We start from the raw sequence: 14,106 nt of genomic DNA on the forward strand, positions 1-14,106 counted from the left end.
GACCGCCCATGCAAAGACGCACCCTGCTCAAGAACCTTCTGGCCGCTTCTGTGGCCGTGCCGCTGGGCGCGCAAGCGGTCGGCGCGGCGCCGGCCGACGCAGCGCCGCCGCTCGACGCGGCGCGCTGGGCGCCGCACAATGCGCAGCGGCTGCAGGCGGCGATCCGCAGCGTCGGCCGGGCCAGCCCCGGCTACCTGGAGGCGCGGCGGCCGTATGCGGTGTTCGATTGGGACAACACCTGCATCATGAACGATTGCGAGGAAGCGCTGTTGATGTACCAGATCGAGGAGTTCGCGTTCAGGCTGGCGCCGGACGAGTTCGCGCTGGTGCTGCGGCAGAACGTGCCGGCCGGCCCCTTCAAGGCGGAGGCGGGACATGTCACGACGGACGGCAAGCCGGTGACGATGGCCGATCTGGCCGACGACGTTGACGACGCCTATCGCTGGCTGCACGAGAACCGTTCGGACGGCATGACGGTGGCGCAGTTGCGCGAGATGCCGCAGTTCGAGAACTTGCGCGCCAAGCTGTATTTCATGTACGAGGCGATCTGCGATACGCACCCCATCGAGGTCGGCTACAAATGGGTGATCGGCTTCCTGGCGAATATGACGCCGGCGCAGTTGCGGACGCTGGCGACGGCGGCGATCCAGCGCGGCCTGGGCGACGCCTTGAGCAAGGTGAAACTGCTCAGCAGCTATAACCTGCCCGGCAAGGCCGGCGTGGTGGCGGCCAGCCACTTCCGCGGCTTGCGCGTCAACGACGACATCCGCGCGCTGATGCACACGCTGCGCGCCAACGGCATCGACGTCTACGTCAGTACCGCATCGCTCGACGACGTGGTGCGCGCCTTCGCCTGCGACCCCGACCTGGGCTATGGCGTGGTGGCGGAAAACGTCATCGGCCTGCGCCTGGAGATGCGCGACGGTAAATACACTAGCGTCTACCGCAAGGGCTGGCATTTCAACTGGGGCGCCGGCAAGACCGTCGGCATCCGCGCCGTGCTGGGTGGGCGCGGCGATCCGGCGATGGTGTTCGGCGACAGCGACGGCGACGCCTGGATGCTGCGCGACTTCGCCGGCACCGAAATTTCGATGATGATCAACCGCGTCAAGGGCGGCGAAATCGGCAAACTGGGCAAGCTGGCGGCGGGCAGCGCCGGCAGGGCCGACGCGCGCTATCTGCTGCAGGGGCGCAACGAGCACACCGGCATGCTGCTGCCGGACGAGCGCACGCTCAAATACGGCAAGAGCGAGCGCGCCTTGCTGGCCGCCGGCTAGATCCGCGACGCCGATAGCGGTGGCGCCGGGCGCAACTCCTCGCCGTCCCGCACCAGCCGGCGCAAGCCGTCGATCAATTCGTCGCGCAGCGCGTGCAGCTGCGCCAGCCGCACCGCCATGTGGCCGTCCTGGCCGGCGCTGTACAGCGTCACCAGTTCATGTCCCTGCATGTGCAATTGTTCGTGCAGGGCGATCAGCGGCGGAAAGTGCGGATGCGCGCCGTAGCGGACCTGGCCCTCGCTGGCGTGCCAGCGGCTGAAGTGGCAGCTGCGCGCCGTCGTCGGCGGCGCCGCGTCGCGCGCGCCGGCCAGGAAGTTCTCGATGCCGCGCAGCCAGTGATTGTGTTCGACCTCGGCGAAGACGACGGCGACGTCGTCGCGCCGCGCCGGCCGGTTGCGCCACGCCGTCCACGCCGGGTCGGGGCGCCAGGTGGCGGCCCAGCCGGGCAGCTCGGCCGCCGGCATCGGCCGGGCGATGCCGTAGCCCTGCGCCAGTTCGCAACCCAGCGGCAGCAGCAGCTCGCCGTGCGCCACCGTCTCGACGCCCTCGGCGATGACCTGGCGGCGGAAGGCCGTCGCCAGGCCGACCACGCCGTCGATGATGGCCAGGCTGTCGGAGTCTTCCAGCATGCCGCGCACGAAGCTCTGGTCGATCTTCAGCAGTTCGGCCGGCAGGCGTTTCAGGTAGGTCAGCGAGGAGTAGCCGGTGCCGAAGTCGTCCAGCGCGAACTGCACGCCCAGCGCGCGGCAGTCGTGCATCAGCTCCGACACCAGGGCCATGTCGCCCAGCGCGCTGGTTTCGAGGATTTCCAGCTCCAGGCAGTGCGCCGGCACGTCCGGCTGGGCGTCCAGCAGCGCCGACAGGCGCGCCAGGAAATTGGGGCGCTGCAGCTGGTGCGCGCCGACGTTGACGCTGACGGTGATTTGCAGCCCGCCGCGGCGCCACTCGGAAATTTGCCGCAGCGCGCTGGCGATCACCCATTCGCCCAGGCGCACGCCGAGCGGATGGGTTTCGACGGCCGGCAGGAAGGCGCCGGGCGGCAGCAGGCCGCGCTCCGGGTGCTGCCAGCGTATCAGCGCCTCGGCGCCGATGATGGCGCCGGTTTTCATGTTCACCTTGGGCTGGTAGTACAGCACGAATTCGCCGCGTTCCAGCGCGCGGCGGATGTGCTCGAGCGCGTCGCGGTGCTGGCGCGCCGCCTCGTCGCGGCTGACGTCGAACAGGTGGTAACGGTTCTTGCCGGCCTGCTTGGCCTGGTACATGGCCTGGTCGGCGTGGCGCATCAGCAGGTCGGCGTCGGCGCCGTCCTGCGGGTACAGCGTGACGCCGACGCTGGCCGAGACGCGCAGTTCGAGCTGCTCGACGCGCAGCGGCGCGGCCGCCGCCTGCAGCAGGCGCGCCAGCACCGGTTCGCAGTCCTGCGGCTGGTCCAGCTCGACGAGTACGGCGACGAATTCGTCGCCGCCGATGCGGGCGATGGTGTCGCCCTCGCGCAGCGCCGCCTTCAGGCGCTGCGCCACGCCGATCAGCAGCTCGTCGCCGGTTTTGTGGCCGTGCCGGTCGTTGATGGCCTTGAAGCCGTCCAGATCGAGGTAGACCACGGCCAGCGACTGCTGATGGCGCTGGCTGTGGGCGATCGCCTGCTGCAGCCGATCGCCGAGCAGCACGCGGTTCGGCAGGCCGGTGAGGGCGTCGAAGTGGGCGATGTGCTCGATCTGCTGCGCGTGTTGCTTCATGTGCGTGATGTCGGTGAACAGCGCGACATAGTTCTGCGTCGCGCCGGCGGCGTCGCGCACGGCGCTGACGGTGACCTTCTGGGCGTAGAATTCGCCGTCCTTGCGCCGGTTCCACGCTTCGCCGCACCAGTGGCCGTCGTCGACCAGCGCGCGCCACATCTCGGTGTAGAACTCGGCCGGCTGGCGCCCCGATTTGAGCATGCGCGGATTCTGCCCGAGCGCTTCCTCGCGGCTGTAGCCGGTGATCTGGCTGAAGGTGTCGTTGACTTCGACGATGGTGCCGCTCAAGTCGGTGACCATGATGCCCTCGCGGGCGTGGGCGAAGACGCTGGCGGCCAGCCGCAGCGCCTGCTCGCTGCGCTTGGCCGCGTCGTGGGCCAGCCGCAGGGCCGCGTTTTCCGCTTCCAGGGCGCGGTGCCGCAGCCTCAGCTCGTCGAGCAATTGCTGGGCTTCGGGCCCGTCATGGCCGGGCCGTGGCGCGGGGTACTGGTCTGATGTCATGTTCTTGCCGCATAGCGCTCCCGGCGCGCCGGCGTGTGCCGGAGCAGGGAGTCGTCGTCATTGCCAAAGTGTGGTGCCGGAACCCGCCTTGCCGCCCGGCGCAGCCAGGACAGAGTATATCTTGCGGGCGGCGACGGCGCACACCATTCCTTGATCCGCGTATCCAGAGAATTGCGCAAGTGGCGCGCAAACAGTAAAATGCGAATCATTCTTATTTGCACATTATACGCGGCGCGCCGCGTTCCGGAGGGGAAAAGTGTCCATATCGGCCGCGCAGCATATTTTCGACCAGCAGGTGCAGTCGCCGTACCGCCAGCCCCACGCCTGGCGGCGCAGGAAGTCGTTGACGCTATCGAAACGGAGCGCTGCGCTGGCCCTGGCCGCCGCACTGACGTTGACGCAGGCCATGGCCGCCCCGGCCGCCGCAGAAGCCTGGCAGCCGGCGCAGTTGCAGCACGCGGCGCAGCGCGACATGCTGTCGCGCCACACCGGACAGCGCTACCGCATCTTCATCAGCGTGCCGGCGGCGCCGGCGCCGGCCGCCGGTTATCCGGTCATCTACGCGCTGGACGGCAACGCCGCGTTCGCCAGCCTGGCGTTGATGAACCGCACGGCCGGCCAGCGCAGCAAGGTTACCGGCGTCCAGCCGGCGCTGGTGGTGGGCATCGGCTACGCCAGCGGCGACGACTACGACGCGCGCGCCCGCACGCTGGACTACACGCCGCCGGTCGGCGCGGCATCTGCTGCGGGCGAGGGCGGGGCGGGGCGCTTCCTCGACTTCATCGAGAGCGAGTTGAAGCCGCTGATCGAGCAGGAATACCGGATCGACCGGCGCCGTCAGGCGCTGTTCGGCCATTCGTATGGCGGCCTGTTCGTGCTGCACACCTTGTTTACGCGGCCGGCCGCGTTCCAGACCTATGTGGCGGCCAGCCCGTCGATCTGGTGGCATGAGCGCTTCGTGCTGACGCAGCTGCCGGCTTTCCTGGATGTCCGCCGCGAATGGCCGCAGATCATGCTGACGGTCGGCGCGCTGGAGCAAATGCCGGCCGCCACCGACTCGGCCGAGCGGCGCGACATGGTGGCGCAGCGGCGCATGGTGGCGGCGGCGCGCGAGCTTGCGGCCACGCTGGGCGGGCAGCCCGGCGGCGCCGGCAAGGTCGTCTTCCATGCGTTCGCGGACGAGGACCACGGTTCCACCGTGTTCCCGGCGCTGTCGCGCGGCCTGGAGTTCTTCTTGCGGGCGAAATGAGGCATCGCTTGCCGGCGGCCGTGGCGCGCAGTGTGGCGCGGCCGGTAAAAAAATGTGCTTGAAAATTCAAAAACCGTCATGTCTAGACCTGACCCCATGGAATAATATACAATGAGAATTATTCTCATTTGCATATGACGGTGCCCATGTCGCTTGTGTCGCTTTCGTTTGATCCGGATGTGCCGCAGCAGGTGGCCCGGTTGTATGACCATCATCATGGCTGGCTGCAGGGCTGGCTGCGCAAGAAGCTCGGTTGTTCGCATCGCGCCGCGGATTTGGCCCACGATACGTTTTTGCGTTTGTTGGCGCGCGAGGAGCCGGTCGCGCTGGCGCAGCCGCGGGCGTTTTTGACGACCGTGGCGCAGCGCGTGCTGGCCAATCATTGGCGCCGCGAGCAGATCGAGCGCGCTTACCGCGATGCGCTGGCGCTGGCCCCCGAGGCGCTGGCGCCGGGACCGGAGGAGCGCGCCATGTTGTTGGAGACGCTGTTTGAGTTGGACCGTCTGTTGGACGGTTTGCCGCAGCCCGTCAAGCGGGCTTTCTTGTTTGCCCAGCTCGACGGCTTGAGCCACGCCGAGATCGCCTTGGCGCTCGGCGTGTCGGTGACGACGGTGAAGCGCTATCTGGTGCGCGCCGGTACGCAGTGCTATTTTGCGATTGCCGGGCACTGAGTGGGCGCGCATGCGGATGGCGGGGCGATTCCGCCGCGGATCGCGCGCCGCGCCGTGCGCTGGCTGGTCGAGCTTCAGGAGGATGGCGCCGGCGGGCGCAGCGCCGAGGCTTTGCAGCGCTGGCGCGCCAGCCATCCCGATCATGAGCGCGCCTGGCAGCGCATCGAGGCCTTCAACGGCCGTTTGCTGGGACTGGCTTCGCCGCTGGGCGCGCGCGTCGCGCATGCGGCGCTGGCGCCGCCGCGTTCGCCGCAGCGGCGCGCCGCGCTGAAGTCGCTGGCGGTGCTGTTGTTCGCCGGCGGCGGCGCCTGGCTGGCGCAGGAGCGGGCGCCGTGGCGTGTCTGGCTGGCCGATGAGCGCACCGCCGTCGGCCAGCGGCGCACCGTTGTGCTGGCCGATGGCAGTACGGTGGATATGAACACGGATAGCGCGATCAGTGTGCGTTTCAGCGCCGGCGAGCGGCGTTTGCGCTTGCTGGCCGGCGAAGTCCTCGTCAGCACCGGCAAGGACGGCGGCCGCGCCGCCCGGCCGTTCTTGCTTGAGACGGCGCACGGCGAGCTGCAGCCTTTGGGCACGCGCTTCCTGGTGCGCCAGCATGGCGATTTTTGCGCCCTTGCGGTGTTCGAGGGCGCGGTGGCGGTGCGCCCGCGCGGGCGCGCCGCGTTGGCATACACTTTGCGCGCCGGTTCGCAGTTGCGCTTCAGCGCGGACGGCGCCGGCGCGCCGGCGCCGCTCGACGCGCATGCCGGCGCCTGGGTCGACGGTGTGCTCGTCGCCAGCGGCATGCGCCTCGACGATTTCCTCGCGGAGCTGGCGCGCCACCGCCCCGGCCGGTTGCGCTGGGACGCCGACGTGGCCGGTTTGCGCGTCTCCGGCAGCTATCCGCTGGCCGACACGGACCGCATCCTGGCGGCGCTGGCCGCGACGCTACCGTTGCAGGTGCGCTTCATCAGCCGCTATTGGGTCAGCGTCGGGCGCGCCGCCTGAAAAATATTTCGTTCATGGTGGTCTGTTTTGCTTTCTCGCGTGACATAGGAGGTGAGCGCATCACATCTCCCACCCCATCGCAAGGAAACAGACTATGCAGCATTTCTCCCGCGCCCGGCGCAGCACCCGGCAACAATTGACCCGCACGGTGTTGGCTTATGCCGTCGGCCACGTTTGCGCCGCGACGGCGTTGTGGCTGCCGGTCGCCGCGCAGGCCGCCGACGCCCCGGCCGCGCAGGCGCGCAAAGCGTATGACATCCCGGCCGGCCCGCTGGAAGGCGTGTTGAACCGCTTCGGCCGCGAATCCGGCATTCTGCTTTCTTTCGCCAGCGATTTGACGGCGGGTTTGAATAGCCCAGGCTTGCGCGGCAGTTTTACGGTGCCGGAAGCCTTGCCGGCTTTGCTGCAGGGCGCGAAGCTGACGGCCGTGTCCCAGGGGCAGGGCGCGTATGCGCTGGTGCGCAGTAGCGCGCCGGCCGCAGCGGCGCCAGTGGCCGCGACGCTGGCGGCGGTCACGGTGAAGGCCGTCGCCGGGCACGATGACGCCGCGGTGTATGGCGCCAAGCGCAGCTCCGTCGGCAGCAAGACCGATACGCCGATTCTGGAGATTCCGCAGTCGGTGTCGGTGGTGACGGCGCGGCAGATCGAGGCCACGCAGCCGCGCAATCTGGCCGATGCGCTGGCCTATTCGGCCGGCGTGGTGCGCACCGAGGGCAGCGACCGCACCGCCGACAGTTTCGTCATCCGCGGCTTTCAGGCGGGCGCCAATATGGGTAATCTGTACCGCGACGGCTCGAAGTTCATGGTCAATCCTTACAATGGCCAGCAGGAGTTGTATGGCCTGGAGCGCATCGAGGTCTTGAAGGGCGCCGCTTCGCTGTTGTATGGCACGGCGGCGCCGGGCGGCATCATCAACACGGTCAGCAAGCAGCCCACCGCCGAGCCGCTGCGCGAGCTGGGCGTCGAGCTGGGCAATTATCGGCGCAAGCAGGTCAAGGGTGATTTCGGCGGCCCGCTAAACACCGACGGCAGCCTCAGTTACCGCTTGACGGGCCTGGCGCGCAGCAGCGACACCTTCGTCGACCATGTGCCGGACGACCGCCAGTTCCTGTCCGGCGCCATCAAGTGGCAGATCGGCGCCGCCACCGCGCTGACGCTGCAGGCGGAACATCTGCACAGCCGCACCAATTATGTGTACGGTTTGCCGACGGCCGGCAGCATTTTGCCTAATCCGAACGGCAAGTTTCCCAGCAATTTATACCTGGGCACGCCGGGCCGCGATAAGTATGACGGCAAGAATGCCTTGCTGGGCTATTTGTTCGAGCACGCCTTCAGCGCGAACCTGACGCTGCGCCACAATGCGCGCGCCTTCCGCTCCGAGGTGGCGTTCCCCAGCACGTCGGTGGATGGCCTGGATGCGAATCAGGCCAGCTCCGCCTCCCACGGGGTGCAGGACCGCGACGATTTCTCCAAGGCTTATACCACCGACACGTCGCTGGTCTACACGGTCGGCGGCGGACGCGTTGAGCACACGCTGCTGGCCGGCGTCGACACCACTTACCAGTATCACCGCAGCATCCGCGCCGACCGGGAGGTCAAGCAGCCCTTCGACTATTTCAAGCCGAATTATGTTTACGAGATTGGCCAGGCCGTGCCGAATCTGTGGAACCCGGTGTCGGTCTTGCGTAATGTCGGCGTGTATGTGCAGGACCAGATGAAGATCGACCGGCGCTGGAGCCTGCTGCTGGGGGCCCGCCATGACCGCGCCAGCGAGCGCCAGATCCCGGTCGACGGCGTCAGTCCGAACAGCAAGGAGAGCAGTTCGGCGACGACCGGCCGCGCCGGCCTGGTCTACCTGGCCGACAACGGCCTGGCGCCGTTCGTCAGCTTCAGCCAGTCCTTCCAGCCGGTGTCCGGGGTGGCGTTCGGCGGCGCCCGCTTCAAACCGAGCCGCGGCGAGCAGTATGAGGCCGGTCTGCGCTGGCAGCCGGCCGGCACGGATACGCTGCTGAGCGCCGCCGTCTACCAGTTGACGCAGCAAAACGTGATGGCGGCCGATCCAAAACACCAGGGTTTCGGCGTGCAAACGGGCGAGATCCGTTCGCGCGGCCTGGAGTTGGAGGCGAACACGCGGATCGGCAAGGCTTTCACCGTGCTGGCCTCGTATGCGTACACGAACGCCAGCACGACAGCCGATACCGATCCGGCGCTGGTCGGCCAGCGGCGCGGCGCCGTGCCTTTGCATGCCGCTTCCGTGTGGGGCGAGGCCGACCTGGCCAATTTCGGTGTGGCGGGGATGAAGCTGGGCGGCGGCCTGCGTTACGTCGGCTCCACGCTGGGCCTGTTTGTGGATGGCAAGGTGCCGGCCTATACGGTCGCCGACGCGATGCTGTCCTATGAAACGGGGCCATGGCGCTATGCCCTGAACCTCAACAACCTGGGCGACAAGCGCTATATCGCGTCCTGCACCTACGCCTGCTTCTTCGGCGAGCGGCGCCAGGTCGTCGCGTCGGCCACGTATCGCTGGTAACAGCCAGATTGGCCGGCTGCGCGTGCTTGCGCGCTTCGCCGGCCAGCAGCATTGTCCGCATGCTCTTCTGTAAATCCGGCGGATTGTTGTCAAAATGATTGGCCCAGGCTTGCGCGGCCCCGCGTGGCGGGCGCGCGCGGTCTTACGTAAAGGCAAGGTGTGCTCTACAATTACGCCCATAGCCATATTGTATTTTTCACACATCGTTTTTTACGGACCCCCATTGTGACTTCCAAGCCGATCAAGATCGCCGTTACGCTCGCCGCCCTGATGGCGGTCGGCGGCGGCCTGTACCTCGCCAAGCGCCCGGCCACGGCGCCGGCGCCAGCGCCCGTTTCCGGCGCAGCCGCCCCGGTCGGCAGCGTCGACGCCGCCGCCATCGGCGCGCAATTCCGTGAAGTGCTGGCCGCCCACCGCAAAATCATCGTGCTGCTGGCCGACGAGCAGGCGCAGTCGGCGCAGTTGCGCGAGGAAACCCGGCGCGTCGGCCAGGGCTTGTTCCATGACAACCAGGCGCGCATCGCCCGGCTCGACGAGGCGCTCGCCGCGCTGACGGCGCCGGGCAATGCGGGCCGCTTCGAGGCCATCGATGCGCTGCTGAGCTATGTCGAGTCGGACCCGGACCTGTTCGACGCCGACCGCCTGGCTTTCCGCGAGCTGCTGCAAACCCTGTTGGCCGACGTCGCCAAGGATTCCTCGCTGCCGGCCATCAAGGTGCACAAGCGCATTTCGGAAGACTTGGACGCGCTGGCCGAAATCGAGCGCAACTATGAAAAAGAGATACGCCAGATCTTCGGCCGTTTCGAGGCGCGCGCCATCGAGCTGAAGCGCGAGCGCTGGGACGATTACGTCGCCCACCTGAAAAAGCGCTACACGCGCGAACAGATTCTCAAGGAATACGGTGTCGTGCTGCCTTACCCGGCGGCGCCGGCGGCCGCGGCCGAAGCGGACGTCAAAAAGGACGAGGCGGAAATCTTCGGCACGGCGCTGCCGAAGAAAACCGTGGTGCTGACCTTCGACGACGGCCCGCACAAGCGCTACAGCGAGGAAATCGCCGCCATCCTTAAACAATACGGGGTGCCGGCCGTATTCTTCAGCGTCGGACGCAACCTGGGCAGCCTGGACGCGGCCGGCAAGGCGAAACTGTCGGCCGGCGCCGAAGTGAGCCGCAAGCTGATGGCCGATGGCTACGCCGTCGGCAACCACAGCTTCACGCACGCGCAGCTGTCGAAGCAGACCGGCGACAGCCTGAAGGGCGAAATCCTCAACACCGACGTGCTGCTCAAGGCCATCAACAACGAGCGCGCGCCGCTGTTCCGCTTCCCCTACGGCGCCCGCAACGGCGAAGGCATGGCGGCGCTGGCCGGCGCCCATCTGAAATCGGTGATGTGGAATATCGACTCGCTGGACTGGGCCGATCCGGTGCCCAGCTCGATCGCCGACCGCGTGCTGCGCTCCGTCGACAAGGAAGGGCGCGGCATCATCCTGTTCCACGACATCCACGAGCGCACCGTCAAGGCGCTGCCGGCCGTGCTGGACCGGCTGGTGGCGGACGGCTACCAGTTCGCCGGCTGGGACGGCAGCACCTTCAAGGTCAGCAAGGGCGCCACGCCGGTGGCCGAGAAAACCCCCGTCACCACCGGCTACGGCAATTCCTGGGCCGTGGTGATCGGCATCGACGACTACGCCAAGTGGCCCAAGCTGCAATACGCGGTGCGCGACGCGCAGGGCGTGCGCCAGAGCCTGGTCGAAAAATTCGGCTTCGCGCCCGAGCGCGTCGTATCGCTGAAGAACGCCGAGGCGACCCGCACCAATATCCTGGCCGCCTTCCACGACAAGCTGGCCCACGGCGGCGTGCAAAGGAACGACCGCATCTTCGTCTTCTTCGCCGGCCACGGCGCCACCCGCAAGCTCAGCTCGGGGCGCGACCTCGGCTACATCGTGCCGGCGGACTCGGACCCGAACCAGTTCGCCACCGACGCCATCCCGATGACGGAAATCCAGAACATCGCCGAAAGCCTGACGGCCAAGCACGCGCTGTTCGTCATGGACGCCTGCTACAGCGGCCTGGGCCTGACGCGCGGCGCCGGTTCCAGCTCCTTCCTGCGCGACAACGCCAAGCGCATCGGCCGGCAAATGCTGACGGCCGGCGGCGGCGACCAACTGGTCGCCGACGGCGGGCCGAACGGCCATTCGGTGTTCACCTGGACGCTGCTGCAGGGCATGGCCGGCAAGGCCGACCTGAATGGCGACGGCCTGATCACGGCCACCGAGCTGGCCGCCTATGTCGCGCCGGCCGTGGCCAGCGTGTCGAACCAGACGCCGGCCTTCGGCAGCCTGCCGGGCTCGGAGGGCGGCGACTTCGTCTTCGAACTGCCGGGCGAGACGGAGTTCCTCAGCCCGACCACGACGCAACTGTCGACGGCGGCGATCGCGCTGAACTCCAAGCTGGACGCCTCGCGCCCGGCGCCGGGCGAGGAGCGCAAGGCTGCCGGCGCGCCGGCCGGCGCCGTCACCGTCAAGGACTTGCAGGGCGTCGAACAGAAAATCGTCACGCCGCCGACGGTGCCGACGTCGGCGCGGCAACTGGCGCAGCGGGCCAACGACCGCGGCCTGCAACTCTACAAGGAGAAGCAATACGCGGCGGCCGAGGCGCAATTCACGGAAGCGCTGAAACTGCGCACCGACTTCGCGCTGGCGGCCAACAACCTCGGCTTCGTCTTCTACAAGCAGGAAAAATATCCGGAAGCGGCGCGCTGGTTCGAGAACACCATCAAAATGGACCCGTCGCGGGCGATCGCCTACCTGAACCTGGGCGACGCCCAGGCCCGTTCCGGCGACGTTGCCAAAGCCAAAGGCGCCTACCGCACCTACCTGGAACTGGCGCCGGGTGGCAGCCAGGCCGTCTACGCCAAACAGCAACTGGAAAAAATCTAACAACAGCCGGGGACAGACCACGATTTCCGAGAAATATTTCTCGGAAATCGTGGTCTGTCCCCGGCTGTATCGCTAGTAGCGGGACGGGTCGAACCACAGCGAGGGGTCGTTCAGCGGCGTTTCCGGCGGCAGCATGTCGTTGTCGATGCGGATGACGCGGCGCCGGCTCAGCTCGGCCTGTTCGATGGCCAGGCCATGGTATTTGCGGAACAGCAGGTCGAAGCTGCCGTCCGTCAGCATCGTGCGCAGGCCGCTTTCGACGCGCGCCTTGAGGGCCGCGTCTTGCCGGTTGAAGAAGAAGTAGTACGGCCAGGGATAGTAAATCAGCAGGTTTTTTTCGATCGCCAGCGTCGGGTTGGCGGCCACGTGCGACTGGTGTTCGACGAATATTTCGCTGATGCCGCGCGGGAATATGTCGACGCGCCCCAGCGCCGTCATCGCAAACAGGTTCTCGTAGCGGGCTTTGCTGACGTGGATGCCGTTGGCTTCGTACAGCTCGGTGTCGCCCCAGCCGAGGCCCTGGCCGAAGGTCAGCTTTCTCAGGTCTTCGATGGTGTCGACCTGGTCGACCAGCGCCTGCTTGTCCTGGGCGATCAGGGCAATGCGGTAGCCGAGCAGACCTTTGCGCAGCGGGATGCGCAGCGGCAGCAGCTCGCGCTCCTTCGCCTTCGAGGTCGAGGTCCAGGCGATGTTGATTTCGCGGCCAGGGCTTTTCAGCTCGGCCAGGTAGCGCGCCTCCGTCATGCCGGCGTGCGAGGCCCGCAGCTCAAACGGGCCATATTCCGCCGCCGTCTTTTCCAGCGCCTGCTGGAGCAGCTCGATCAAGTCGTTGAAGCGCGTGCCGCCGGCCGCTTCGTCGGCCGGATAGACGACTTTCACGCCGGCGCCGGCCGCCGCGCCGCAGCACAGCAGCGTTGCGAGCATGAGGGCGGATGCCGTCAGCCGCGGCGATGCCCGCCCGTGTGCCGGCGCGTCGCCGGCTTGCTTCGTGTGTGGACGCACTTGGCGCTCCCCCTGTGGAATTGCCGCAGTCTGTGCCCGTTCTGCGGACTCCGCCAGATTACACCTTTCGTATCATTTGTGCATCAATCCGCTGGAGTTTTACGCCAACATCGCTGCGACGCCGGCGTTGATGGCGGCGCCGCCCGCGACTAGCCAGCAGAACAGCAGGGCCGCCAGCAGCAGCGGCTTGAGGCCGGCGCGGCGGATGGCCGACCATTGCGTGCCCAGGCCGAGGGCGGCCATGGCCATCGCCAGCAGGAAGGTGTCGGCGGCGGTGACGGCGGCGACCACCGGGCGCGGCAGCCAGGCCAGCGAGTTGAAGCCGACCACGGCGATGAAGACGAAGGCAAACCAGGGGACCGCCAGGCGCGCGCCGCCCGGCGCGGCGCCGGCGGCGCGGCCGCGCGCCAGCCAGGCCGACAGCACCATCAGGAAGGGCGCCAGCATCATCACGCGCACCATTTTCGCGATGACGGCGCTGTCGGCCGCTTGCGTGCCGACGGCCCGGGCGGCGGCGACCACCTGCGCGACCTCGTGCACGGTCGAGCCGACATACACGCCGAAGGCGGCCGGCGCCGCGCCGATCACCTGCCAGTGCAGATTGAGCCGGTACAGCAGCGGGTAGAGGAAGATGGCCAGCGTGCCGAACACGACGACGGTGGCGACGGCGACGGCCACCTGTTCGCGGCGCCCCTCGACGACGGGCTCGGCCGCCATGATCGCGGCGGCGCCGCAGATGGCGCTGCCGGCGCCGATGAGGATGGCGCTGTTGCGCTCCAGCTTGAACACTTTCGTCCCCAGCAACAGAGCCAGCGCGAAGGTCGATGTCAGCACCAGCGCGTCGATCGCCACGCCGGCCAGGCCGACGGCGCCGATGTCCTGGAAGGTCAGGCGGAAGCCGTACAGGATGATGCCCAGGCGCAGCAGCGTCTGCCTGGAAAAGTCGACGCCGGCCGCGCAGGGCGGCGCCAGGCGGGCGTAGCAGGTGTTGCCGAGCGCCATGCCCAGCACGATGGCCAGGGTCAGGGCGCTGACGCCCTGCGCCTGCAGCGCCGGCAGTGCGCCCAGTTCGCTGGCGGCGCAGGCGAGGGCGCCGCTGAACAGCAGGCCCGGCAGCAGTTGCTGCCAGCGGGGCGTGGCGGATGGGAGGGCGGCGGGGGCGGTATGCATGGTTTTTCCTGGACTGTGCGCGCGGCGAAGGGCTGCGCTTTTCGTG

9 protein-coding genes are annotated in these 14,106 nt (G+C 67.9%); 6 read left to right on the plus strand and 3 right to left on the minus strand.

Annotated features, from left to right (window positions below; all coding sequences use genetic code 11):
- Positions 1-8 precede the first annotated feature (8 nt).
- On the plus strand, positions 9-1,277 hold the full coding sequence (locus tag OIK44_RS04225; RefSeq protein ID WP_273669424.1) for a haloacid dehalogenase-like hydrolase: 1,269 nt from the start codon (positions 9-11) through the stop codon (positions 1,275-1,277).
- Here OIK44_RS04225 and OIK44_RS04230 read toward each other — a convergent pair.
- The gene (locus tag OIK44_RS04230; RefSeq protein WP_273669425.1) at positions 1,274-3,514 is read right to left on the minus strand and encodes an EAL domain-containing protein; all 2,241 of its coding nucleotides are present in this window, start codon (positions 3,512-3,514) and stop codon (positions 1,274-1,276) included. The two genes, OIK44_RS04225 and OIK44_RS04230, sit on opposite strands and share 4 nt — an antisense overlap.
- Before the next feature lie 256 nt (positions 3,515-3,770).
- Between OIK44_RS04230 and OIK44_RS04235 the strand changes: the two genes are divergently transcribed.
- The 5 genes from OIK44_RS04235 (at position 3,771) to OIK44_RS04255 (ending at position 11,888) form a co-directional block, all read left to right on the plus strand.
- Positions 3,771-4,763: an alpha/beta hydrolase gene (locus OIK44_RS04235; RefSeq protein WP_273669426.1), complete on the plus strand. Its 993-nt coding sequence runs from the start codon at positions 3,771-3,773 to the stop codon at positions 4,761-4,763.
- Between the two features lie 146 nt (positions 4,764-4,909).
- Complete coding sequence (locus OIK44_RS04240; protein ID WP_420213824.1) at positions 4,910-5,434, plus strand: sigma-70 family RNA polymerase sigma factor; 525 nt, start codon at positions 4,910-4,912, stop codon at positions 5,432-5,434.
- Positions 5,435-6,421, plus strand: a complete 987-nt coding sequence (locus OIK44_RS04245) for a FecR domain-containing protein (RefSeq protein ID WP_273669428.1) — start codon at positions 5,435-5,437, stop codon at positions 6,419-6,421. It abuts the gene before it with no gap.
- A gap of 94 nt (positions 6,422-6,515) precedes the next feature.
- Positions 6,516-8,951: a TonB-dependent siderophore receptor gene (locus OIK44_RS04250; RefSeq protein ID WP_273669429.1), complete on the plus strand. Its 2,436-nt coding sequence runs from the start codon at positions 6,516-6,518 to the stop codon at positions 8,949-8,951.
- Positions 8,952-9,176: 225 nt separating this feature from the next.
- Entirely contained in the window at positions 9,177-11,888 is a 2,712-nt protein-coding gene (locus OIK44_RS04255; protein ID WP_273669430.1) for a polysaccharide deacetylase family protein, read from the plus strand.
- A 72-nt stretch (positions 11,889-11,960) separates the two neighbouring features.
- Here the strand turns inward: OIK44_RS04255 and OIK44_RS04260 are convergent, their stop codons facing one another.
- Positions 11,961-12,812 (minus strand): type 2 periplasmic-binding domain-containing protein, encoded by an 852-nt coding sequence (locus OIK44_RS04260; RefSeq protein ID WP_273669431.1) that lies wholly within the window; start codon positions 12,810-12,812, stop codon positions 11,961-11,963.
- Between the two features lie 177 nt (positions 12,813-12,989).
- The gene (locus OIK44_RS04265; RefSeq protein ID WP_273669432.1) at positions 12,990-14,060 is read right to left on the minus strand and encodes a YeiH family protein; all 1,071 of its coding nucleotides are present in this window, start codon (positions 14,058-14,060) and stop codon (positions 12,990-12,992) included.
- Positions 14,061-14,106: the final 46 nt, after the last annotated feature.

This window comes from Janthinobacterium fluminis (genome assembly GCF_028595325.1).
Taxonomy (GTDB): Bacteria; Pseudomonadota; Gammaproteobacteria; order Burkholderiales; family Burkholderiaceae_D; genus Janthinobacterium; species Janthinobacterium fluminis.

Bases quoted from the DNA above. Each gene is read 5' to 3' on its own strand.
- OIK44_RS04225 (WP_273669424.1), top strand. From the start codon at position 9: ATGCAAAGACGCACCCTGCTCAAGAACCTTCTGGCCGCTTCTGTGGCC.
- OIK44_RS04230 (WP_273669425.1), bottom strand. From the start codon at position 3,514: ATGACATCAGACCAGTACCCCGCGCCACGGCCCGGCCATGACGGGCCC.
- OIK44_RS04240 (WP_420213824.1), top strand. From the start codon at position 4,910: ATGTCGCTTGTGTCGCTTTCGTTTGATCCGGATGTGCCGCAGCAGGTG.
- OIK44_RS04250 (WP_273669429.1), top strand. From the start codon at position 6,516: ATGCAGCATTTCTCCCGCGCCCGGCGCAGCACCCGGCAACAATTGACC.
- OIK44_RS04260 (WP_273669431.1), bottom strand. From the start codon at position 12,812: ATGCTCGCAACGCTGCTGTGCTGCGGCGCGGCGGCCGGCGCCGGCGTG.
- OIK44_RS04265 (WP_273669432.1), bottom strand. From the start codon at position 14,060: ATGCATACCGCCCCCGCCGCCCTCCCATCCGCCACGCCCCGCTGGCAG.